The organism is Sphingobium baderi (assembly GCF_001456115.1).
Classification (GTDB): Bacteria; Pseudomonadota; Alphaproteobacteria; order Sphingomonadales; family Sphingomonadaceae; genus Sphingobium; species Sphingobium baderi_A.
On record NZ_CP013264.1, the window covers coordinates 3,311,058 to 3,332,503 of the forward strand.

The window sequence follows — 21,446 nt, forward strand, 5'->3', positions numbered from 1 at the left end:
CCCTTGAAAGAATTGTTTGCGCGTAATCATCGAGACCATGTCCGATATAACGGGCATGACGCTCCACTATCGCAGCTTCGGCTTTCAGGTGCTCGCCGGCATGGCCGTGGGCCTTTTTCTCGGCCTCGTCGCGCGGCAGATCGGCGCGGGGCCGGATGGCGATCTGAATACACTGGCGCAGGCGCTTCAGACCACCGGGTCGGCCTTTGTCGCCTTACTGAAAGCCGTAGTGCCGCCGCTCGTCTTCGCGGCCATCGTCGCCTCCATCGCCAATTTGCGGGCGCTCGACAATGCGGCACGGCTAGCGGGACAGACGCTGCTCTGGTTCGCGATTACTGCCCTGATCGCGGTCGTCATTAGCCTGGCCCTCGGCCTGCTCATTCAGCCCGGCGCGGGTCTGCATGGCGCCACCCTGCCCATCGGCCAAACAAGCACACGCGGGGGGTGGCTCGATTTCCTCAAGGGCCTGCTCCCAACCAACAGCCTGGCCTTGGCCGCGGATAGCAAGAGCGCGGACGGGATCGTCACCACCACTCTTTCCTTTAATATCCTGCAACTGCTGGTCATTTCCATCGCCATCGGTCTCGCAACATTGAAGGTAGGCGACAAGGCCGAGCCCTTCCTTACCTTCGTCCGTTCCCTGTTGGCCGTGGTGCGCGCGATCCTCGGCTGGATCATCCGCCTGACGCCGATCGGTTCCGCCGCGCTGATCGGCACGGCAATCGCGACTTATGGCTGGGACGCACTGGCCCAGCTTGGCACATTCGCCGCCGCCATCTATCTCGGCCTCGCGCTTGTGCTGCTGGTGGTCTATCCGCTGCTGCTCGCCGCCAACGGGCTTAAACCCCTACCCTTCTTTGCAAAGGCTTGGCCAGCGATTCAACTTGGCTTCGTATCCCGCTCCTCGGTCGGCACATTGCCCGTGACCGAAGCCGTCACCGAACGCATGGGCGTCGAAAAAGCCTATGCCGCCTTTGCCATCCCGCTCGCATCCACCACCAAGATGGATGGGTGCGCCTCAATCTATCCCGCGTTGGCAGCGATTTTCGTCGCGGGCTTTTATGGCATTCCGCTGCATGCCGTCGACTATGTGCTGATCGTCATCGTGTCCGTGATAGGATCGGCCGCCACAGCGGGACTCACGGGCGCCATCGTCATGCTGACGCTCACCCTGTCAACGCTCGGCCTGCCGCTGGAGGGCGCAGGACTGCTGCTCGCCATCGATCCGATTCTCGACATGGGCCGCACCGCTGTCAATGTCGCGGGACAGGTGCTGGTCGCCACCATCGTCGCAAGGCGCGAGGGCATATTGGACGAGAACGCTTATTATGGAGTAGCAGCCCAGCCCGCGTTGGAATCTGGCTGATCGTCTTGATCGTTGCAGGAAGGGAAAAAATTGCCCACTGAGACCGGCATGACTCATCAGGTTCACATCATCGGCGGCGGTCTCGCCGGATCGGAAGCGGCATGGCAATTGGCGCAGGCAGGCGTGAAGGTGCGTCTGTCCGAAATGCGCGGCTCCGGCGACATGACTCCGGCGCATCAGACCGAAGGACTGGCCGAACTCGTCTGCTCCAACAGCTTCCGCTCAGACGATGCGGACAAGAATGCCGTGGGCCTGCTGCATCAGGAGATGCGCCGCCTGAACTCGCTCATCATGGCGCAGGCGGACCTTGCCAAAGTGCCCGCCGGATCGGCACTGGCCGTGGATCGCGACATCTTTTCGGGCGGTGTCACCCATGCCCTTACCGAGCACCCCAATGTGGAGATCATGCGCGAACGGATCGACACGCTCCCGGTTGAGGGCATGACCATCGTCGCCACCGGCCCACTGACCGCTCCGGGCCTTGCCACCAGCATCGGCGCGGCGGCCGGCATGGATCATCTTGCCTTCTTCGATGCTATCGCGCCGGTCGTCCATTTCGACAGCATCGACATGGGCCAATGCTGGATGGCCAATCGCTGGGACAAGATCGGCCCCGGCGGCGGCGAGGGGAAAGACTATATCAACTGCCCCATGAACAAGGAGCAGTATCAGGCCTTTGTCCAGGGATTGCTCGACGGCGAAAAGGCCGACTTCAAGGATTGGGAAAAGGACACCCCCTATTTCGAAGGCTGCATGCCGATCGAAGTGATGGCTTCACGCGGGCCCGAAACGCTGCGCCACGGCCCGATGAAGCCGATGGGCCTCGACGATCCCCGCACGGGCCGCTGGCCCTATGCCGTGGTGCAGCTGCGGCAGGATAATGCATCGGGCACGCTCTGGAACATGGTGGGCTTCCAAACCAAGCTCAAACATGGTGCCCAAATCGACCTTTTCCGCACCATCCCTGGCCTGGAAAAGGCGGAGTTCGCGCGCCTTGGTGGCCTGCACCGCAACACCTTCATCCAGTCACCCAAATTGCTGGATGCGACACTGCGCCTGAAGAATGCCCGGCATATCCGTTTCGCCGGGCAGGTGACCGGCTGCGAAGGCTATGTCGAAAGCAGCGCCATCGGCCTGCTTGCCGGACGGTTTGCGGTGGCCGAGCTGCTGGGCCGCCCGCTTACTCCATTACCCGCCGATACGGCTTTGGGCGCGTTGCTGGGCCATGTGACGGGCAATGTCGAAACGGCGGACTATCAGCCGATGAACGTCAATTTCGGTCTGTTCCCGCCGCTGGAAGATGTGAAAAAGAAACAGCGCAAGGAAGCCATGACCGCGCGCGCCCGCGCCTCGCTCGGCCAGTGGCTGAACGCAGAGCTTCAACCCGCCTGAACCATCAGCACTTGCATTTGGGTTTGGGTGATCGCTTAGGCGCGGTCGCGGCGAACTCGGCAGGTGTCAGCTTGCCGTCCTTGTCTGCGTCCGCGGCGCCGAAACGATCCGAAGTCGCCACGGCCCATTCCTCGAAGGACAACAGATTGTCGCCATCCTTGTCCAGCGCCTTGAACGCCTTCACCCGACTGCCCATCATCTCGATGCGTGTGATGACGCCATCGCGGTTGCGGTCATAGCGGGCGAAGCGTTTCTGCTCGCGGCTCTGCGGGCTGGCTTCTCCGGGCATAGGCGGCGCTTTTCCTACAGCGCCAGGATCACCCTCCGGCAATTCCTCGACCTCGGGCGGAGGTGGCGGGCCGATCAATGCCTGAGGCAAAGGCGCGTTCCCTGCTTGCCCCTGCCACCAGAACAACCCGCCCGCCACCAGCAGCAGCGCCGCCATCCCGCCCGCCAATAACCTGGTCATATCCCCCTTGATCCCCTTCCCGCTATCTGCCGATAAGGGCAATTCGCAAGAGCCTGAACGCAAGCCCACGCGATATTCCGGCGGAAGCGCCCCGCCCTTTCATCACATCCTCCCGCGCGAGGGTAGCGAGTATCCGCAAAGGCTTCCATGTCGGCGGCCCCTTCATCGCGGCCAGATCAAACCGCTCCTCGCGCGCCAAAGCAATCGCAGCACCCCTTAGCGCATCGTCCCCGACATGGCCTGCCAGATCCCATAACGCCCATAATCGCCCGGCAGCGATCAACCCCTCTGGTTTATCCTTCACGCCCGCCAACGCCCGGAACAGTCCACCGCCCCTGCCCTCCGCATAAACGCGCAGCAAATCGCGGTCGATCTCCGGTTCCACCACCACCACTTCCCAGCCATCGATCATGGCCGACAGACCGGGCATCGTCATCGCGCCGGTTTCACGCAGCAGATCGACATCGGGATCGCCCTTGCCCTTTAGCCCTGCCTCGTCGGCGATGACATCGTTCCACCAGACGAGCCGCATCTGACCAATGGCAGGTTCGGTCGTGGTTCGCGCAATTTGTGCAAGCCGCGCATCAAAGGCCCATAATGCATGATGGCGTACTTTCATGTCCCCAGCATGGGCGCAGAGCAACGCCGCCAGCGGCGTCACGCCCTTTTCGCTGTCATGCATCGCCTCATCCGTCCTTACAGAAAATATGCAGGTTATCGATCCTTTAACCACAGATCTCATACAGGTTCTAATCAGATTGCCCGGATAGTGGGCATGATATCCGGGGTGGGTTTGCATGAGTGATTGCGAAACGATGAGCAAGAACAATCATGGCGGGGGCGCGCTCAAGCAGGGGTTTCTGGCGCGTCTGTTGCGAAATCAGGCTGGCAATGCGCTGATGATCGTGGCCGCCGCTGTCATTCCATTGCTGGGTCTGGTCGGCGGCGGCATCGACATGAGCCGCCTCTACCTGACCCAGGCGCGTTTGCAACAGGCCTGCGACGCCGGGGCGCTGGCGGGCCGAAAGGAAATGGGCGCAGGCGCATGGTCGGCGAACAGCGGTAAGCCTGATACGGTCGCGCTCCAGCTGTTCGACGCCAATTTCGGCTCCAACCCCTATGGCACCACCGGCACCACGCGCAGTTTCGTCGAGAGCAATCGGAAAGTCACCGGCACCGCATCCGTGACCGTGCCGATGACGGTCATGCGGGCGCTGGGCATATCCTCCAAAACGCTGAGCACGACCTGCGAAGCGGAAATGCGGATTCCCAATACCGACGTGATGTTCGTGCTCGACGTCACGGGTTCAATGGCCAGCAAGGCCAACAGCAGCGATAGCCTCTCCAAGATCGACGGCCTCAAGAAAGCAGTGAAGTGCTTCTACGAGGCACTGGCCAAGCAGGACACCGATGCCGATTGCGGATCGACTCCGACCGGCAGCAACAGTTCGACAGCCCAGTTACGCTTCGGTTTTGTGCCCTACAGCGTTAATGTGAATGTCGGCAAGCTGCTGAAAAATGACTGGATAGCGGACAACTGGACCTATCAATCGCGCACCTATGCTTGGAATGGCACAACTTACAACACTAGCACTAGCGAAGGCTCATGGACCAAGGTTTCGGGAACGGTCGTATCCGATACTGTTTCCGGCCAAAGCAGCTGCAATATTCCCGCCGACACTTTTCTGCAGACGACGTCTAGCAGCGAATCTTCAAGCACAGCTACCGACGGCACGGTCACGATAAGAACTACTACAACGCGTATCAGCAATGGCATCGATTACGACGACAAATGCTCAAGCTCCAGCAACAAGAACAAAAAAACCTATAGTTATGACAGAACAATCTATACGGTTTATAAGGAACAAAAGGTCGACACGACAACCAAAACGCCACGCTATATCTATACCTATCAGCCAGTCAGCTTCCCTGTCGCCAGCCTGAAGGCGGGTGGAACAGACAACAGCCAGTGGAACGGCAGCATAACCCTGCCCGTCGGGACAGGAGGCGCAAACAGGTCCATCGCATGGAATGGCTGCATCGAGGAACGGAAAACCGTTCGCGCAACCTCCTATTATCCCATTCCCTCCGGCGCCTACGACCTGGATATCGACATGGTACCGAGCACTTCGGACAGAGACACGCAATGGGGCCCTCTGCTCCCCGGCGCGCAGTTTAACCGAAACACGTATGAAAACCTCGAATCGACCAATGCCTCCAGCAGCATGAGCGCCACCTGCCCGACGGAAGCAAAGAAGTTGCAAGTCTGGGCGTCGGCTTCTTCGTTCCAAGCCTATGTCAATTCGTTAACGCCCTCCGGCACGACCTATCATGACATTGGGATGCTCTGGGGCGCCCGACTCGCATCGCCTACCGGCATCTTCAGAAGCGAAAACGCCGCGACACCCACGGGCGGACAGATCGAACGGCACATCATCTTCATGACGGATGGCGAAACGAACAGCGGCGTCGAGGAACCCACGGCTTATGGCATCCATAAGTTGGACCGACGGCAAACCAGCGAAACTATCGCGCCGACGGATCCCGACACCGACGCGCAGGTAAATGCCCGCTTCACCGCTCTGTGCAGTGCGGCCAAAAACAAGGGCTTCACCGTTTGGACCATTTATTTCGGCGTAACGGTCACGAACAGTTCCTCACAGCCTGTCAAGGACACTGCTGCTCGGCTGCAAAACTGTGCTTCCGACGCCCAACATGCCTTTACGGCCGCCAACTCCACGACCCTCATCAATAATTTCAAGGACATCGCCGATAACATCTCCCAACTGAGGCTAACGCAATGAGGCACGCTCTTCATCACCTGCGCGCCCATCATGCGGGCGTGACCATCGTGGAATTCGGACTGATCGCGCCAGTATTCTGCTTGCTGCTGATGGGCGCGATGGACCTTGGCCATTCGCTCTACATGCAAAGCGTGTTGCAGGGTGCGCTGCAAAAGGCCGCTCGTGACAGCACGCTTGAAAGCGCCTCGGAGGCCACCCGCCGCCAGTTGATCGATGACGACATCGAGCAGCAGGTACTGAAACTCGCCAATAATGCGACCGTGCAGATCACACGAACCTCCTTCCGTGACTACGCAAGGGCCGCCAACCGGACCAAGGAACCGTTCACCGACACGAACGGCAGCGGCACCTGCGACGCGGGCGAGCCCTATGACGACCTCAACAACAGCGGTTCATGGGATATCGACAATGGCCAGAACAATTCGGGCGGAGCGAAGGATGCGGTGCTGCTTTCCGCCAACGTCTCCTATCCGCGCCTCTTTCCCATGGCGAAGCTGGCGGGGCTGCCCATCAATGTCACTATGAACGCCAGCACCCTATTGGTGAACCAGCCCTATGGTGAACAGAAAGCCGTCACGACAAGGAATTGCCCATGATCGCAATGCGCCTGCGGCATAGAGTCGGACAGATCGCACAACGGCTGCACGCTCTGCGGAGGGATGCAGGCGGCGTAGCGATGGTTGAATTTGCGATGTGCCTGCCCTTTGTCGTCACCATAACCATGGCAGGAACGGAACTCGCCAATTACACGACGACAAAGATGCGGATAAGCCAACTTGCGCTGATGGTGGCGGACAATGCTTCACGCATCGGATCGGGCACCATGAACGCCAAGACGATCAGTGAAACGCAGATCAACGGCCTATTGACTGGCGCCGGCCTGCAATCAGGACGCCTCGACCTGTTCCAGAACGGCCGAGTCATCCTCGCCAGTCTGCAGCCTTCGAGCACTCCCGACAAATTCGTCGTCAAATGGCAGCGTTGTCGAGGAGTGAAGGCAGTTACGTCCAGCTACTATACGGCCACCAACACCACCAATCCCGCCCTTCCAGCCAGTGGCGACATGGATGGCATCACTGCCAATGGTCAGCGCATCACGTCCCCATCGAACGGCGCGGTGATGTTCGTGGAGATAGATTATACATATCAGCCGCTCATCAGCCTGGATTTTCTGCCCGGCATAAATCCCACGATAAAGGATGTCGCTGCGCTCACCGTGCGCGACAATAGAGATTATGCAGGCGGGACTAGCGGGATTTACAATGCCGAAAACGCATCGCGATCACTCTGCACGCAATATAGCGCCACCTAATGTCCCAGCCAAATCACCCCTCCCTTGAAAGGGAGGGGTGGGATTTTAGTCGCTCTACTTCCTATAGCATACCTTCTTCACCGCCTCGACCACGCGTCCGGCGTCGATCAGCGCGGCTTTTTCGAGGTTGGCGGCATAGGGGAGCGGCACATCCTCATTGGTGACACGCAGCACCGGGGCGTCGAGGTCATCAAAGCCCTGCTCCATCACCACAGCGGCAATCTCCGAGGAGATCGAACAGACCGGCCAGCCTTCCTCGACCACTACCAGGCGATTCGTCTTCTTGAGGCTCGCAAGCACCGTCGCGGTGTCGAGCGGGCGCAGGGTCCGCAGATCGATGACTTCCGCCTCGACACCCTCGCCTGCCAGCGTCTCAGCCGCTTCCAGCGCCAGGCCGACGCCGATGGAATAACTGACCAGCGTCACATCCTTGCCCGGCCGCATGATCCGCGCCTTGCCGATGGGCAGAACATAATCATCCACCTTGGGCACGTCGAAGCTGCGACCATAGACCAGCTCGTTTTCCAGGAACACGACCGGATCGTCCGACCGGATCGCCGCCTTGAGCAATCCCTTGGCATCCGCCGCATCATAGGGCGCGATCACGATCAGGCCCGGCACCGCCGCATACCATGGTCCATAATTCTGGCTGTGCTGCGCCGCCACGCGGCTCGCCGCGCCATTGGGACCGCGGAACACGATCGGACAACGCATCTGGCCGCCGGACATGTAATTGGTCTTGGCCGCCGAGTTGATGATGTGGTCGATGGCCTGCATGGCGAAGTTGAACGTCATGAACTCGACGATAGGCTTGAGCCCGCCCATGGCCGCACCCGCACCGATACCGGCAAAGCCATATTCGGTGATCGGCGTGTCGATGACCCGCCTATCGCCGAACTCCTCGAGTAGGCCCTGCGTCACCTTGTAGGCGCCCTGATATTCGGCGACTTCCTCGCCCATCACGAAGACGCGCTCGTCCGCGCGCATTTCCTCCGCCATCGCGTCGCGCAGCGCCTCGCGCACCGTCGTCTTCACATATTCAGTGCCTTCGGGCAGGTCCGGGTCGGCAATGGTCGCCTGCGCCTGCGTGGCCAGTTTGGTTGTGCCGCTTTCCGCCTTCTTCGGCGCTTCAGGCGCGGCATCGGATTTGGCAGGCGGCGCGCTCTCCTCCGCCTTGGGCGCGGCTTTTGCGCCTTCGCCGCCCTCGCCCGCCATTTCGGCGATGACGGTTCCGACCTTCACCCCTTCGGTCCCTTCGGCCACGACAATCTTGCCAATCTTGCCTTCATCGACTGCTTCGAATTCCATCGTCGCCTTGTCGGTCTCAATCTCGGCCAATATGTCGCCGGACCGCACCTCATCGCCTTCCTTCACCAGCCACTTGGCCAGCGTGCCTTCCTCCATGGTCGGCGACAGCGCCGGCATCTTGATTTCGATACCCATTAATATTGCTCCACCAGCACGTCGGTATAGAGTTCGCTCAGTTCAGGTTCGGGCGAGCTTTCCGCGAAATCCGCTGCGTCGCTGACGATCTTGCGGATGTCCTGATCGATCTTCTTGAGTTCCTCCTCGCTGATACCGGCGGCTTCCAGATGCTTCTTCGCGCCTTCGATGGGGTCTGACTTCTCCCGCACCTCCTGCACTTCCTCGCGCGAGCGATATTTGGCGGGATCGGACATGGAATGGCCGCGATAGCGATAGGTCTTCATCTCAAGCAGGATCGGCCCATTGCCATCCTTCACCCATTTTAGCGCCTCTTCGGTCGCGCCGCGCACCGCAAGCACGTCCATGCCGTTTACCTGAAGCCCCGGAATGCGGAAGCTCTCGCCACGGCGATACAACTGATCCTCGGCCGACGAGCGGTTGACGCTGGTGCCCATGGCATATTGGTTATTCTCGATCACGAAGATGATCGGCAGCTTCCACAGCTCGGCCATGTTGAAGCTTTCATAAACCTGGCCCTGGTTAGCCGCGCCATCGCCGAAATAGGCGACGCACACACCGCCATCGCCATTATATTTATGCGCGAAGCCCAGCCCCGCGCCCAGCGACACCTGCGCGCCCACGATGCCGTGCCCGCCATAGAATTTGTGATCGACGCTGAACATGTGCATCGATCCGCCCTTGCCCTTGGAAATGCCGGCCTCCCGGCCCGTCAGTTCCGCCATGATGAGCTTGGGATCGATGCCATAGGCGAGCATGTGACCATGATCGCGATAGCCGGTGATAACGCTGTCCTTGCCCGGCTCCAGCGCCGACTGGATGCCCACCGCAACCGCTTCCTGGCCGATATAGAGGTGACAGAAACCGCCGATGAACCCCAGGCCGTAAAGCTGTCCCGCCTTCTCCTCGAACCGGCGGATCAGCACCATCTGGCGATAGAATTCCAGCAGTTCTTCCTTACTCGCCTTATAATCAACAGGCTCTTGCGGACGCAGCCGGTTATGATCCGCCCCGGCTGGGGTTTCCGCTTTCTTCGCTCTGGCGCGGGAAGGACGCGGCGTGGTTGGTTTCGCCAAGGCTTATATCCTTTTGCGTGGGTATATGAAAGGAATGCCGATATAGCGGCAGAAAGCGGCGGATTGCAACGCCGCAAGCCATGCTTTGAACCGCCGTTCAGTTCAGCGGAACGACCACTTCATCGTGATGGATGACGCCAAGCTGGCGGCGGATCAATTCATCGCTGAGGTCCGGGTCAACTCGGCGCGGATCGAGCAGGTCGACCCGATTCCGCAATTCCTGCCGATGCGTTTCCACCTTCTTCAGTTCGGTGCGCGCATCGCGCAACTGACGAGTGTAATCGCCCCATGCCAGCACGCCGTTGGAACCCAGCACGACATAACCCGCGAACAGGATGAGCAACAGCACCGCGATCGCCGGACCGAAAGCCGAAAAGAGCAGGAGACGAAGCTTCGCGATATGCGCCATAGCACGGATGAATCACAGGAAAGGGCAGGCCGCAAGCAAAAAACGCCGAGATTGCGGCCAACCGTCGAAATATAGATTCAGCGGAAGATGGAACGGCCTGCAAACACGGCCACATCGCCCAGCTCTTCCTCGATACGGATCAGCTGGTTATATTTGGCGAGCCGGTCGGAACGGGCCAGCGAGCCGGTCTTGATCTGCCCGCAATTGGTCGCGACGGCCAGGTCGGCGATGGTCGCGTCCTCCGTCTCGCCCGAACGGTGCGACATGACGGCGGTATAACGCGCGCGATGCGCCATATCGACGGCCGCCAGCGTTTCCGTGAGCGTGCCGATCTGGTTCACCTTCACCAACAGCGAATTGGCCAGCCCCTTGCCAATGCCCATGGACAGTCGCGCGGGATTGGTCACGAACAGGTCGTCGCCAACAAGTTGGACCTTGCCCCCGATCTTGTCGGTCAGCGCCTTCCAGCCTTCGAAATCATCCTCGCTCATGCCGTCCTCGATCGATTTGATCGGATAGTCCGCGCACAGCGCGGCCAGATAATCGGCCATTTCCGTGGGACTTAGCGACAGGCCCTCGCCGGAAATCTCATATTTGCCGTTCTTGAAGAACTCGGTCGCCGCGCAATCCAGCGCCAGCACCACATCGTCGCCCGGCGTATAGCCTGCCTTCTCCACGCTCGCCATTATGAAGTCGAGCGCATCGCGGGTGGAGGCCAGGTTCGGGGCAAAACCGCCTTCATCGCCCACCGCCGTCGCCAGCCCCTTATCGTGCAGGCCCTTCTTGAGCGTATGGAAGATTTCCGAACCGATCCGCACCGCGTCGGCAATGCTTTCCGCACCGACCGGCATCACCATGAATTCCTGGAAGTCGATCGGATTGTCGGCATGTTCGCCGCCATTGATAATGTTCATCATCGGCACTGGCAGCACATGGGCATTGACGCCGCCGACATAACGATAGAGCGGCAGGCCCCGCGCGTCCGCGGCGGCCTTCGCGGTGGCGAGGCTGACGCCCAGGATCGCGTTCGCGCCAAGGCGGCTCTTGTTCTCCGTGCCGTCAAGCGCGATCATCTCCGCGTCGACTTCGGCCTGATCTTCCGCGTCGAGGCCGATGATCTGCTCGGCAATCTCGTCGTTCACGGCAGCGACAGCGGCCAGAACGCCCTTGCCCATATATTTCGACGCATCGCCATCGCGCTTTTCCACGGCTTCATAAGCGCCGGTCGAAGCTCCCGAAGGCACGGCCGCGCGGCCGAAGCTCCCATCCTCCAGCATCACATCGACTTCGACGGTGGGATTGCCCCGGCTATCCAAAATCTGACGGGCATGAATGTCGAGAATGGCGGTCATGGTCGCTCCTGAAATGCTGTGCGGCGGCTTTTCGCGCTCCGCTTAGCCAGCACCCGTCCTCTTTGCAATGCGGGGGGTTGCAACAGCGGCAAAAATGCCGATGCTCGAAATGGTAACGGCAACGGAACTACAGGCGACCGCCAAGCATTAGCATGCTACGGCATTTCCACTTGGTGATCCGGACCTCTGCCCGACAACCTGATGTGAAGGGAGACAATCGACCATGGCCGACACGCCCCAGACCCCTGCCAAGACAGGCACGAAAACCGCCGCAGCCAAGACATCGAAGGCGAAAGCGGCCAAGGCCTCCGCTTCCGGCGTCGCGCCCGTAAAGGCTGCCCCGGTCAAGAAGGCCGCCACGCGCAAGCCGCCCGCCGTCAAGACGAAGGATACCGGAACCAAGGGCTGGAGCGCACAGATCGCCCCTATCAAGGCGCAGGCGGAAAAGGCGGCCAAGGGTGCCAAGGACAAGCTGAACGCCGTCGACTGGAAGGCCCATATCGATCCGCTCAAGGAACAGGCGGGCAAGACCGCCCGCTCCGCCGCCACCGTGGCGAAGGACCAGACCGGATCGGCCATGCAGGGACTTGCCAAGCTGATTTCCGAAACGGCGGGGACAGTGGACGCCAAGCTGGGGCCCCAATATGGCGATTATGCCCGCCACGCAGCCGAATCGGTCGCCAACACCGCCAATTCGCTCGACAGCAAGGATGTAGATCAGCTCATGAGCGAAGCGCGCGATTTCGTGCGAAAAAGCCCGGCCGTGGCCATCGGCGCGGCTGCGGTGGTCGGCTTCGTATTGATGCGTCTGGCCAAGGGATCGTCCGACGACGCCTGAAAAGGCATGGCACACACTAAAGGCCCTGACCAGAAGGGGCGCCAAAGAGGGCGGAGAAACCATTGACCCAGGAACCGGCGGAAACGGTGGAAACGCCGCAGACCGATGGGCAGGACGAGTCTGTCCGCGATAGCATTGCGCGCCTTTACGCCGATGGCCGCGCCTATGCGGAGGCGGAGATCGAACGGCAGAAGCTGCGCGCGGGCATAGCTGCCGCGGGCGCGCGCGATGCTGCCATATTGGGCGCCGTCGCCCTGATGCTGTTGTTCGGCGTTGTGGTCGCCTCGCTGGTAGGGCTGATTTTCGGCCTTGCGCCCGCGCTTGGGCCGCTGGGCGCGACCGGCGCGGTTCTGGGCGGAACGCTGCTGGTCATCCTGCTCTTGCTGTTGCTGGCCAAGGCGCGGATCGGACGCATGAAAAGGGCGATGAAGCCATGAGCCGCGAAGCAGCCTATCGTGAAGCCATCCAGCAAGCCGAAGAAAAGAAGGCTCAGTTCCTGCTTTCCGCCGGTGCCGCGAAAGCGCGTGTCGCGCCAGCTCGTCTGAAGCAGGATGCCAAGGACAAGGTGGTTTCGGTCGCGATGGATGGGGCGGCCAAAGTGGGGCAGCATCCGGTCGCCGCAGGAGCGGGGCTGACTGCCTTCCTTCTCTATCTCGCCCGGCGTCCGTTGGCGGCACTTTTCCGCCGCCTGCACGTTCGTTTTAAAAATCGCAATCCGGAGAATGAAGATGGCTGATATCCGCGCTCAACTTACCCGTGCTCGCGAAGCGGCGAACGATATGGCCGAAAGCGCGACGGAGCGGCTGCGTGACACGCGCGACAATGCCAACGAAGCCTATGTCACATCGCGTGAACGAGCGAGCGCCGCCTATGCCGACGCCCGCGATCGCACGCAAAAGGCCGCCACGCGCGCCAATGAGATCATTCAGGAACATCCCGTGACCGCTGTCGCGGGCGCCGTTGCTGTCGGCGCGGTCGTTGCCTGGATGTTCCCCAAAAGCCGCAAGGTGATGAAGGCACTTCCCGGCCTGGCGATCACGGCGGGAGGACGCGTGCTGGAAGCGGCGGCAGCCGCCCGCGCTTCCAGCACGGAAAATGTCGATATCGCAAAAGGTAACGCAACCAGCGCCCTCCTCTCCGCAAAGGACAGCGCGGAGGAAGCGTTCCACGCCGCGAAGGAAACCGCCAGCGAAGCACTTCAGACCGCCCGGGACAACGCGGCCGAATTTGCGGCCCACGCCCGCGAAAGTGCTTCAGCCGCAGATTTGCCCGGCAAGGCATCGCGCCTCGCCGATGAGATGATCGCCCTCGTCGCGACCAAGGCCGACGCTTTCAGCGACGCCCTCAAATCGCGATTGCCCAAAAGGTAATCGCACCGGCCGTGAATGCACGCACCGACCGCCCACTTTCCCTTGGAGGCGCAGGAGAGCGCTGCTAAGTCCGCCCAAATCCATGAGGAGCCAAATCCAGGAAGGGAAGGTCATGAGCAAGCTGCATCTCGTGATGGGCGGTCGCGTCAAGAATCCCCAGACGCTTGAGTTCGAGGATCTGGGCGCCATCGACATCGTCGGCGTCTACCCCGACTATGCCAGCGCCGAAAGCGCATGGCGCGGCGCGGCGCAACGCACCGTGGACGATGCGGAAATGCGCTATGTGATCGTGCACCTGCACCGTCTGCTGGAACCGGAACTGCCCAAATCCACGTAGGCGCTCGGGTAAAAGCATCAGGCCACCAAAGGCATAGTGGATAGTTAGGGACTGCCCGCCTGTGACGAGCGATTATGCTAAAACCGTCGCTACCCACACTTTGCGGTTCAACTATCTACCGTTCGCGTTGCAGCGATGAAAATCAGCGGACCGACTACAAGCCTGAGAAATGCCGCTAGCGTCATTACAAAGGCTGCTCCCGGCTCCGCGCGAAATAGCTCCCTGTTGCGAACAGGGCGACAAATCGCCCCATCAAGGTAGCCACGCCACGGCTCTGCCGCGTAAACTTGTATGTCATATATGAAGAGGCAACAGAACTGCCACCAACCGACACGCATAAGAGGACTGCAATCCAAATCTGCGTGCTAGGACGCATCACTATTTCGAGTGCTGGTTCCGATTTAAATCATATCTCACGACCTTTGGTCAGCTTTGGATATAGCGGGGCTCGGACGTAAATGGCGAAAATTGGCCGAAACTGCCGTCACAAAACCGCAGCTAACGCCTCGCTCAATTCACCAGCTGATGCCGCTTCCTGAAGCGCCACCGCAACAAAGGCCGCGTCAGCGCCAGCCCCACCAGAAAACCACCAATATGGGCTACCACCGCGATCTGGCCCAGATCGCCCATGCCGCCAGCCGTCGCGATACCGATCATCAACTGAATCGCGATCCAGCCCGCCGCCAGCCACAACACCCGCACCATATTGGCCGAAAACGGACCGATCCGCCGCACATTCTGCTGGCTGTAAAGCAGCGAATAAGTGGCGACGACCGCGGAAATCGCGCCGCTTGCACCCACCATCGGATTCGTGGTGCCGGGATCGACCGCCCATTGCACCAACGTGGCGCCATAAGCGCCCGCGACATAGAGGATCAGTGTCCCCCAGCGGTCCAGCACATGCTCCACCTGCCGCCCGCAAAAGACCAGCATCAGCAGGTTGAAGCCGATATGCAGCCAGCCCGCATGGATCAACGTGCAACTAAGCGGCGTCAGCCACGCAGGCACGGCCCATATGCCGTCGAGAAGATGGGAATCGCCGATCCGGGCAGGAATAAACCCGCCCATGATGGCGGCATTGTCTACCTGTCCCGTCAGATACAGCAGCAGGAACGCGGCGAAAGTGATCGCCGCGATCCCATTGGTCATGCGACCGATCGGCGGTTTCACGAGATCAGAGGAACGCGATTTTGTCGACAAGGTAGAATTTGTCGCCCGACGGGACAGACACCTCCACTTCATCGCCAACCTCACGACCGATCAGCGCCCGGCCCAGCGGGCTATTATAACTTATCATGCCAATCCTGGCGTCTGCCTCGGCCTGGCCCACGATCTGATATTTGACGGGCTTGTCATCCTCGTCGAGCAGCGTAACTGTCGCGCCGAAGATCACCCTGTCGCCAGACAGCGTTTTCGGGTCGATAACCTGCGCGCGGGAGAGTTTGTCCTCCAGATCGGCGATGGTGGCTTCGACTTGGCCCTGCCGTTCCTTCGCCGCATGATATTCGGCATTTTCCGACAGGTCGCCATGCGCGCGCGCGACTTCGATCGCCTCCACGATCAGCGGCCGCTCAGCCTTCAGTTCGCGAAGCTGCGCCGTGAGCTTGTCATAGCCCATCTGAAGCATCGGCATCTTCTCGACGGTCGCCATTACTGCAAATCCTTCGTCAAAACTTCCCTTTGGCGGCCCCGCCCATGGGGTCGCCCGCAGCGTGTTCCTTCATGCAGGGGGTCAGGCTTGCGGCCTTGGATAATAGGACTGGAGCGAGCGCACTTCAAGGGCATGGCCGCGCAACGCCTCGATTGCGTCCGCCGCCGCCAGGCTGGCAGCCGCCGTGGTGAAGCTCGCGACCTTCTGCCGCAGCGCGCTGGTACGGATCGCCTTGCTATCTTTTAGCGACTGCCACCCCTCGGTCGTGTTGAAAATCAGGTCCACGCCGCCATCGGTGATCCGGTCGACGATGTGCGGGCGGCCCTGCGCCACCTTGTTCACCGTTTCGATCGGGATGCCGTTATCTTCCAGAAAGCGTGCCGTACCGCCCGTAGCGATGATCTTGAAGCCCATGTCGACCAGCTTGCGCGCCGCCGGCAGGATCACCGGCTTGTCGCTGTCCTTGAGCGAAATGAACACCGTTCCCTGCGTCGGGAGCACCATGCCGGCGCCAAGCTGCGATTTGGCGAAAGCTGTGGCAAAATTACTATCGATTCCCATAACTTCACCCGTGCTCTTCATTTCAGGTGAGAGCACCGGATCGACGCCGGGGAAGCGCGCGAAGGGGAACACCGCTTCCTTGACCGCGACATGATCGATAGCGTTGCGGTCGATCTTCGGCAGGTCCTTAAGCTTCTCCCCCGCCATCACGCGGCTGGCGATCTTGGCGATGGGCGTGCCGATGGCCTTGGCGACGAAGGGCACCGTGCGGCTGGCGCGCGGATTGACTTCGATCAGATAGACGGTGCCGTCCTTGACCGCATACTGGATGTTCATGAGGCCGCGGACATGCAGCGCATGGGCCAGCACCTCGGTCTGCCGCTCTATCTCCGCAATGACGTCGTCGGGCAGGCTGTAAGGCGGCAGCGAACAAGCGCTGTCGCCTGAATGGACGCCCGCCTCCTCGATATGCTGAAGCACGCCCGCGACCACCACATCGTCGCCATCGCACAGCGCATCCACGTCCACCTCGGTCGCATCGCGCAGATACTGGTCGATCAGCACCGGCGAGTCGCCGGACACCTGAACGGCGGTCGTGATATATTCCTCAAGCTGCGCCTGACCGTCGACGATCTCCATCGCGCGGCCGCCCAGAACATAGGACGGACGCATCAGCACCGGATAGCCGATCCGGTTGGCGACGGCGATCGCCTCTTCCCGCGAACGAGCGATGCCGTTAGCTGGCTGCTTCAGTTTCAGCTTGTCGATCAACGCCGCGAACCGCTCGCGATCCTCGGCAAGGTCGATGGCGTCGGGCGACGTGCCCAGGATCGGAATCCCTGCATCCTCCAGTGCCTGCGCCAGCTTGAGCGGAGTCTGGCCGCCAAATTGCACGATGACGCCCTTCAGCGTTCCGTTCGACATTTCGACGTTCAGGATTTCCAGAACGTCCTCAGCCGTCAGCGGTTCGAAATAGAGGCGGTCCGACGTATCGTAATCGGTCGAAACCGTCTCCGGGTTACAGTTTATCATGATCGTTTCATAACCCGCTTCGCTGAGCGCGAAGCAGGCGTGGACGCAGCAATAGTCGAACTCGATCCCCTGCCCGATCCGGTTCGGCCCGCCGCCCAAGATCACGACCTTATTGCGGTCGGTGGGCTGCGCCTCATTCTCCGCCTCGCCAAAGATCGGCGCTTCATAGGTCGAATACATATAAGGCGTCTTCGCCTCGAACTCGGCGGCGCAGGTGTCGATGCGCTTGAATACCGGACGCACCCCCAGTTTGTGACGCAGGCCGCGCACTTCATTCTCCGTCACGCCGCCGGTCATGGCGACGACCGCGTCATGGATCAGGCCGCCGCCCCGTGCGATGCCCCGCTCCATGCCACGCAGATTGGCGGATTTGAGAGCCAGCCCTGCCAGCCGCTTGTCGGAAAAACCCATGGATTTGAGGCGGCGCATCCCATCCGCATCTTGCGGCAAGCCGTTCGCCAACACGTCCGCTTCGGCCTCGACAATCTCCTTGATCCGTTCGAGGAACCAGGGATCATATTTGGCGACGGCGTGGATTTCCTCGACGCTCAGCCCTTCGCGCAGCGCCTGCGCGGCGACCAGCAAGCGGTCGGGCGTCGGCTGGGCAAGTGCGGCGATGATGTCGTCTCTGGACGCGCCTTCCAGATGATGGACATTGTCGAAGCCAGATAGGCCCGTTTCCAGCCCGCGCAGAGCCTTCTGCATGGATTCATGGATGTTGCGGCCAATGGCCATCACCTCGCCCACCGACTTCATCGCGGTGCCGAGCAACGGCTCAGACCCCTTGAATTTCTCGAAGGCGAAGCGCGGGATCTTGGTCACGACATAGTCGATGGTCGGTTCGAAGCTCGCGGGCGTCGCGCCGGTGATGTCGTTCTCGATCTCGTCCAGCGTATAGCCGACTGCCAGCTTCGCCGCGACTTTCGCAATTGGGAAGCCGGTGGCCTTCGAAGCCAGCGCGGAAGAACGGGAAACGCGCGGGTTCATCTCGATGACGACCAGGCGGCCATCCTTCGGATTGACTGCGAACTGTACGTTGGAACCACCTGTTTCCACGCCGATTTCACGCAGGACCGCGATACTCGCGTTCCGCATGATCTGATATTCCTTGTCCGTCAGCGTCAAAGCGGGCGCGACGGTGATGGAGTCGCCGGTATGGACGCCCATCGGGTCGATATTCTCGATGGAACAGATGATGATGGCGTTGTCGGCGCGATCGCGCACCACCTCCATCTCATATTCCTTCCAGCCGAGCAGCGATTCCTCGATCAGCACCTCGGTCGTGGGCGAAGCGTCGAGGCCGCCCCGCACGATGCTCATGAACTCATCGCGATTATAGGCGATGCCGCCGCCCGTGCCGCCCATGGTGAAACTGGGACGGATGATCGACGGCAGGCCGGTGAACTCCAGCGCCTCCATCGCCTCTTCCATCGTGTGGGCGATGCGCGAGCGGGCGCTTTCCAGGCCGATCTTGTCCATGGCGTCGCGGAACTTGATCCGGTCTTCCGCCTTGTCGATCGCCTCGGCGTCCGCGCCGATCATCTGGACGCCATATTTCTCCAGCGTGCCGTCATTGAACAGCGCCAGCGCCGTGTTGAGCGCCGTCTGCCCGCCCATGGTCGGCAGCACCGCGTCCGGCCGCTCCTTCTCGATGATCTTCGCCACGATTTCTGGCGTGATCGGCTCGACATAGGTGGCGTCGGCGAATTCCGGGTCGGTCATGATCGTGGCCGGGTTGGAGTTCACCAATATGATGCGATAGCCCTCTTCCTTGAGCGCCTTCACCGCCTGCGTGCCCGAATAGTCGAACTCGCACGCCTGGCCGATGATGATCGGCCCCGCGCCGATGATGAGGATGGAGGAAATGTCGGTGCGTTTGGGCATTATTCGGCCTCTGATTTATAAGGATCGGCGCCTTCGAAGGCTGTTCGTAAAGCGATGGTCAATGCACTGCCCCTGTCCGGGCTTCGCAACCCCAGCCGTCATATTCGACCCCGCAAAGGATTTCGATCTGGAGACACTTTTTCGTCAGCGCACGGATGGACGCTTCGTCGACCGCCTGCTCGGTTTCGAGAAACAGGTAGAGATCGCCTTCCTCATCCTCTTCGCGGTCGAGTTCGACAAAGCCGAACTGGCTGGCGATGGTCAGCACCCGTTCGAAATCCTTCTCGCTCCCACGGAAGCTGACATCGACGGGGCGTGGAATGCTCGGCTTGTCGCCATTCTCGGCCAGATTGGCGAGAACAGCCTTGTCCGCCTCCCACTCCGCTTCGAGCCGGGCGGGATCAACCTGGGGCAGGTTGAGGCTCACTTAAGCCCCTCCACGAACCGCTGGAACAGGTAGAAGCTGTCCTGCGGCCCCGGTGAGGCCTCGGGGTGGTACTGAACCGAAAAGGCTTTCCTGTCTGTCAGTTCGATGCCGCAGTTGCTACCGTCAAAGAGCGACACATGGGTCGGCTTCACATTAGCGGGCAGCGTATCGGCATCGACCGCGAAGCCGTGGTTCATGCTGGTGATCTCGACCAGTCCGTCCTCCAGCCGCTTGACCGGATGGTTCGCGCCGCGGTGGCCCTGATGCATCTTGACCGTCTTCGCGCCGACTGCGAGGCCAAGCAACTGGTGCCCCAGACAGATGCCGAAGATCGGCACCTCCGCCTCCAGCGCCTGCTTGATCACCGACACCGCATAGCCGCCGGTCGCGGCCGGATCGCCCGGACCGTTGGAGAGGAACAGGCCGTCAGGCTTCTGTTCCATCACCTGTTCAAAGGTCGCGGTGGCGGGGAGCACAGTGACGCGTGCGCCAGCCTTCACCAGATTGCGGAAGATATTGTTCTTCGCGCCATAGTCGATCGCGACGACATGGGGCCGCTCATCTCCCGCCTCACCCACGCCATAGCCGAAGCCCAGACGCCATACCCCGTCCTTCCACGGACGCTCCGTCCCCGTGACTTCGATGGCGAGGTCCATGCCCTCCAGTCCCGGCCAACCTGCCGCCTTCTCCGCCAGCGCGGCGATGTCGAACTTTCCTTCTGGATCATGGGCGATCACGACATTGGGCGCGCCCTTTAGCCTTATCATCCGCGTCAGCGCGCGGGTATCGACGCCCGCAAGGCCGATCCGGCCCTTTTCCTGCATCCACTGGTCGAAGGGTTCGACATTGCGGAAATTGCTGGGCTCCGTCACATCCTGCCGCACGATGCAGCCCAGTGCATGGGGGCTGTCCGCCTCCACATCGTCCGGGTTGGTGCCAACATTGCCGATATGAGGAAAGGTGAAATTGATGATCTGCCCGGCATAGCTGGGATCAGTCATGATCTCCTGATAGCCGGTGATGGAGGTGTTGAAGCAAAGCTCCCCCACCGCTTCGCCGACCGCACCGAAACCGCGTCCGAACACGGCCGAGCCATCGGCGAAAACCAATACCCCTGTGGCTCCTTTGGGCACGGTCAGGGATTTGGCGTCGGCCATGGCTTGCTAAGTCCTTCTTATGCTTTTGCGGGAACCCGTCTTCAGCGGGTTAAACGGCCCGCCACCTATGCCCAGCAGGGCGCGCGGTCAACTCCTGTTAAAAATCTCTTTTCGCATTATATCTGTCTCTTTCCGGATAACAGGATTCTTATCGCCATGATTCGCGAGCAGCTAAAGAGCGCCCAGATCGAAGCCATGAAGGGCGGCGACAAGGAAAGGCTGGCCGCCGTGCGGCTGATCCTTGCGAAGCTCAAGGACCGCGACATCGAACTGCGGACCGCCAGCAATGTTCCCGACGACGATACGGTCGTGGTCGACGTGCTGCAGAAGATGGCCAAGCAGCGCCGCGAATCGATCGAGATGTTCAAGAGCGGAGGCCGCGACGAACTGGCCGCCAAGGAACAGGGCGAACTGGCCGTGATCGACAGCTTCCTCCCCGCGCAACTGAGCGAGGATGAAACGAAGGCCGCGATCGAGGCGATCAAGACCGAAGTGGGCGCGGCGAGCGTCAAGGATATGGGCCGCGTCATGGCTGTCCTCAAGGAACGCCACGGCTCCGTCATCGACATGAGCAAGGCCAGCGGACTGGTAAAGGCCGCCTTGGGGTAAGCTCAGCCTCCGTTCGT

Annotated in this window: 22 protein-coding genes; 11 read left to right on the forward strand and 11 right to left on the reverse strand. The window is 60.9% G+C overall.

From position 1 onward, the window contains the following. The first annotated feature begins 55 nt into the window (after positions 1-55). The gene (locus ATN00_RS16170) at positions 56-1,366 is read left to right on the forward strand and encodes a dicarboxylate/amino acid:cation symporter (RefSeq protein ID WP_062068888.1); all 1,311 of its coding nucleotides are present in this window, start codon (positions 56-58) and stop codon (positions 1,364-1,366) included. Between the two features lie 48 nt (positions 1,367-1,414). Next, a complete protein-coding gene (trmFO, locus tag ATN00_RS16175; protein WP_062066347.1) occupies positions 1,415-2,758 on the forward strand; it encodes a methylenetetrahydrofolate--tRNA-(uracil(54)-C(5))-methyltransferase (FADH(2)-oxidizing) TrmFO in 1,344 nt (447 codons plus the stop codon). 4 nt (positions 2,759-2,762) lie between these two features. On the opposite strand, the gene ATN00_RS16180 is transcribed toward trmFO, so the two are convergent. Then, positions 2,763-3,227, reverse strand: a complete 465-nt coding sequence (locus ATN00_RS16180; protein ID WP_062066349.1) for an EF-hand domain-containing protein — start codon at positions 3,225-3,227, stop codon at positions 2,763-2,765. Positions 3,228-3,249: 22 nt separating this feature from the next. Beyond that, positions 3,250-3,909 (reverse strand): hypothetical protein, encoded by a 660-nt coding sequence (locus ATN00_RS16185; protein ID WP_062066351.1) that lies wholly within the window; start codon positions 3,907-3,909, stop codon positions 3,250-3,252. Positions 3,910-4,042: 133 nt separating this feature from the next. Here ATN00_RS16185 and ATN00_RS16190 point away from each other — a divergent pair, with 133 nt between their 5' ends. Genes ATN00_RS16190 through ATN00_RS16200 form a run of 3 tightly spaced genes read left to right on the forward strand, consistent with a single transcriptional unit; the run spans position 4,043 to position 7,343 of the window. Continuing rightward, entirely contained in the window at positions 4,043-6,031 is a 1,989-nt protein-coding gene (locus ATN00_RS16190) for a TadE/TadG family type IV pilus assembly protein (protein WP_062066353.1), read from the forward strand. Continuing rightward, positions 6,028-6,627, forward strand: coding sequence for a TadE family protein (locus ATN00_RS16195; RefSeq protein WP_062066355.1), 600 nt, complete (start codon positions 6,028-6,030; stop codon positions 6,625-6,627). The genes ATN00_RS16190 and ATN00_RS16195 overlap by 4 nt, the downstream gene beginning before the upstream one ends. Beyond that, positions 6,624-7,343 (forward strand): TadE/TadG family type IV pilus assembly protein, encoded by a 720-nt coding sequence (locus ATN00_RS16200; protein ID WP_062066358.1) that lies wholly within the window; start codon positions 6,624-6,626, stop codon positions 7,341-7,343. The genes ATN00_RS16195 and ATN00_RS16200 overlap by 4 nt, the downstream gene beginning before the upstream one ends. 54 nt (positions 7,344-7,397) lie before the next feature. On the opposite strand, the gene ATN00_RS16205 is transcribed toward ATN00_RS16200, so the two are convergent. From ATN00_RS16205 to eno, 4 genes are all read right to left on the reverse strand, one after another. Further along, the gene (locus tag ATN00_RS16205) at positions 7,398-8,786 is read right to left on the reverse strand and encodes a pyruvate dehydrogenase complex E1 component subunit beta (RefSeq protein ID WP_062066362.1); all 1,389 of its coding nucleotides are present in this window, start codon (positions 8,784-8,786) and stop codon (positions 7,398-7,400) included. Next, complete coding sequence (gene pdhA, locus ATN00_RS16210) at positions 8,786-9,862, reverse strand: pyruvate dehydrogenase (acetyl-transferring) E1 component subunit alpha (RefSeq protein ID WP_062066365.1); 1,077 nt, start codon at positions 9,860-9,862, stop codon at positions 8,786-8,788. Before pdhA ends, ATN00_RS16205 begins: the two co-directional genes overlap by 1 nt. Before the next feature lie 97 nt (positions 9,863-9,959). After that, on the reverse strand, positions 9,960-10,271 hold the full coding sequence (locus tag ATN00_RS16215) for an FtsB family cell division protein (RefSeq protein ID WP_062066368.1): 312 nt from the start codon (positions 10,269-10,271) through the stop codon (positions 9,960-9,962). A 77-nt stretch (positions 10,272-10,348) separates the two neighbouring features. Then, entirely contained in the window at positions 10,349-11,623 is a 1,275-nt protein-coding gene (gene eno / locus ATN00_RS16220) for a phosphopyruvate hydratase (RefSeq protein ID WP_062066370.1), read from the reverse strand. 223 nt (positions 11,624-11,846) lie between these two features. Here eno and ATN00_RS16225 point away from each other — a divergent pair, with 223 nt between their 5' ends. From ATN00_RS16225 to ATN00_RS16245, 5 genes are all read left to right on the forward strand, one after another. Continuing rightward, the gene (locus ATN00_RS16225) at positions 11,847-12,461 is read left to right on the forward strand and encodes a hypothetical protein (protein ID WP_062066373.1); all 615 of its coding nucleotides are present in this window, start codon (positions 11,847-11,849) and stop codon (positions 12,459-12,461) included. 62 nt (positions 12,462-12,523) lie between these two features. Continuing rightward, positions 12,524-12,898, forward strand: coding sequence for a hypothetical protein (locus tag ATN00_RS16230; protein ID WP_062066376.1), 375 nt, complete (start codon positions 12,524-12,526; stop codon positions 12,896-12,898). Then, positions 12,895-13,197 (forward strand): hypothetical protein, encoded by a 303-nt coding sequence (locus tag ATN00_RS16235; protein WP_062066379.1) that lies wholly within the window; start codon positions 12,895-12,897, stop codon positions 13,195-13,197. The genes ATN00_RS16230 and ATN00_RS16235 overlap by 4 nt, the downstream gene beginning before the upstream one ends. Further along, positions 13,190-13,831, forward strand: a complete 642-nt coding sequence (locus ATN00_RS16240) for a DUF883 family protein (protein ID WP_062066382.1) — start codon at positions 13,190-13,192, stop codon at positions 13,829-13,831. Before ATN00_RS16235 ends, ATN00_RS16240 begins: the two co-directional genes overlap by 8 nt. Before the next feature lie 112 nt (positions 13,832-13,943). Beyond that, positions 13,944-14,168, forward strand: a complete 225-nt coding sequence (locus tag ATN00_RS16245; protein WP_062066386.1) for a DUF4170 domain-containing protein — start codon at positions 13,944-13,946, stop codon at positions 14,166-14,168. 510 nt (positions 14,169-14,678) lie between these two features. Here the strand turns inward: ATN00_RS16245 and ATN00_RS16250 are convergent. The 5 genes from ATN00_RS16250 to carA all read right to left on the reverse strand — a co-directional run bounded on the left by ATN00_RS16250 (position 14,679) and on the right by carA (position 20,820). Beyond that, complete coding sequence (locus tag ATN00_RS16250) at positions 14,679-15,317, reverse strand: rhomboid family intramembrane serine protease (protein ID WP_062066389.1); 639 nt, start codon at positions 15,315-15,317, stop codon at positions 14,679-14,681. 25 nt (positions 15,318-15,342) lie between these two features. Continuing rightward, the gene (greA, locus tag ATN00_RS16255; RefSeq protein WP_062066392.1) at positions 15,343-15,819 is read right to left on the reverse strand and encodes a transcription elongation factor GreA; all 477 of its coding nucleotides are present in this window, start codon (positions 15,817-15,819) and stop codon (positions 15,343-15,345) included. Between the two features lie 81 nt (positions 15,820-15,900). Continuing rightward, entirely contained in the window at positions 15,901-19,236 is a 3,336-nt protein-coding gene (gene carB, locus ATN00_RS16260; RefSeq protein ID WP_062066396.1) for a carbamoyl-phosphate synthase large subunit, read from the reverse strand. A gap of 58 nt (positions 19,237-19,294) precedes the next feature. Continuing rightward, positions 19,295-19,663, reverse strand: a complete 369-nt coding sequence (locus tag ATN00_RS16265; RefSeq protein WP_062066399.1) for a ribonuclease E inhibitor RraB — start codon at positions 19,661-19,663, stop codon at positions 19,295-19,297. Then, a complete protein-coding gene (carA, locus tag ATN00_RS16270) occupies positions 19,660-20,820 on the reverse strand; it encodes a glutamine-hydrolyzing carbamoyl-phosphate synthase small subunit (protein ID WP_062066402.1) in 1,161 nt (386 codons plus the stop codon). The genes ATN00_RS16265 and carA overlap by 4 nt, the downstream gene beginning before the upstream one ends. A 156-nt stretch (positions 20,821-20,976) precedes the next feature. Here carA and ATN00_RS16275 point away from each other — a divergent pair, with 156 nt between their 5' ends. Beyond that, positions 20,977-21,429, forward strand: a complete 453-nt coding sequence (locus ATN00_RS16275; protein WP_062066405.1) for a GatB/YqeY domain-containing protein — start codon at positions 20,977-20,979, stop codon at positions 21,427-21,429. Positions 21,430-21,446 lie beyond the last annotated feature (17 nt).

Bases quoted from the DNA above. Each gene is read 5' to 3' on its own strand.
- ATN00_RS16170 (WP_062068888.1), top strand. From the start codon at position 56: ATGACGCTCCACTATCGCAGCTTCGGCTTTCAGGTGCTCGCCGGCATG.
- trmFO (WP_062066347.1), top strand. From the start codon at position 1,415: ATGACTCATCAGGTTCACATCATCGGCGGCGGTCTCGCCGGATCGGAA.
- ATN00_RS16205 (WP_062066362.1), bottom strand. From the start codon at position 8,786: ATGGGTATCGAAATCAAGATGCCGGCGCTGTCGCCGACCATGGAGGAA.
- ATN00_RS16215 (WP_062066368.1), bottom strand. From the start codon at position 10,271: ATGGCGCATATCGCGAAGCTTCGTCTCCTGCTCTTTTCGGCTTTCGGT.
- ATN00_RS16225 (WP_062066373.1), top strand. From the start codon at position 11,847: ATGGCCGACACGCCCCAGACCCCTGCCAAGACAGGCACGAAAACCGCC.
- ATN00_RS16190 (WP_062066353.1), top strand. From the start codon at position 4,043: ATGAGCAAGAACAATCATGGCGGGGGCGCGCTCAAGCAGGGGTTTCTG.
- ATN00_RS16195 (WP_062066355.1), top strand. From the start codon at position 6,028: ATGAGGCACGCTCTTCATCACCTGCGCGCCCATCATGCGGGCGTGACC.
- ATN00_RS16275 (WP_062066405.1), top strand. From the start codon at position 20,977: ATGATTCGCGAGCAGCTAAAGAGCGCCCAGATCGAAGCCATGAAGGGC.
- ATN00_RS16180 (WP_062066349.1), bottom strand. From the start codon at position 3,227: ATGACCAGGTTATTGGCGGGCGGGATGGCGGCGCTGCTGCTGGTGGCG.
- ATN00_RS16245 (WP_062066386.1), top strand. From the start codon at position 13,944: ATGAGCAAGCTGCATCTCGTGATGGGCGGTCGCGTCAAGAATCCCCAG.
- eno (WP_062066370.1), bottom strand. From the start codon at position 11,623: ATGACCGCCATTCTCGACATTCATGCCCGTCAGATTTTGGATAGCCGG.
- ATN00_RS16240 (WP_062066382.1), top strand. From the start codon at position 13,190: ATGGCTGATATCCGCGCTCAACTTACCCGTGCTCGCGAAGCGGCGAAC.
- ATN00_RS16185 (WP_062066351.1), bottom strand. From the start codon at position 3,909: ATGCATGACAGCGAAAAGGGCGTGACGCCGCTGGCGGCGTTGCTCTGC.
- carA (WP_062066402.1), bottom strand. From the start codon at position 20,820: ATGGCCGACGCCAAATCCCTGACCGTGCCCAAAGGAGCCACAGGGGTA.
- greA (WP_062066392.1), bottom strand. From the start codon at position 15,819: ATGGCGACCGTCGAGAAGATGCCGATGCTTCAGATGGGCTATGACAAG.
- ATN00_RS16250 (WP_062066389.1), bottom strand. From the start codon at position 15,317: ATGACCAATGGGATCGCGGCGATCACTTTCGCCGCGTTCCTGCTGCTG.
- ATN00_RS16200 (WP_062066358.1), top strand. From the start codon at position 6,624: ATGATCGCAATGCGCCTGCGGCATAGAGTCGGACAGATCGCACAACGG.
- ATN00_RS16235 (WP_062066379.1), top strand. From the start codon at position 12,895: ATGAGCCGCGAAGCAGCCTATCGTGAAGCCATCCAGCAAGCCGAAGAA.
- carB (WP_062066396.1), bottom strand. From the start codon at position 19,236: ATGCCCAAACGCACCGACATTTCCTCCATCCTCATCATCGGCGCGGGG.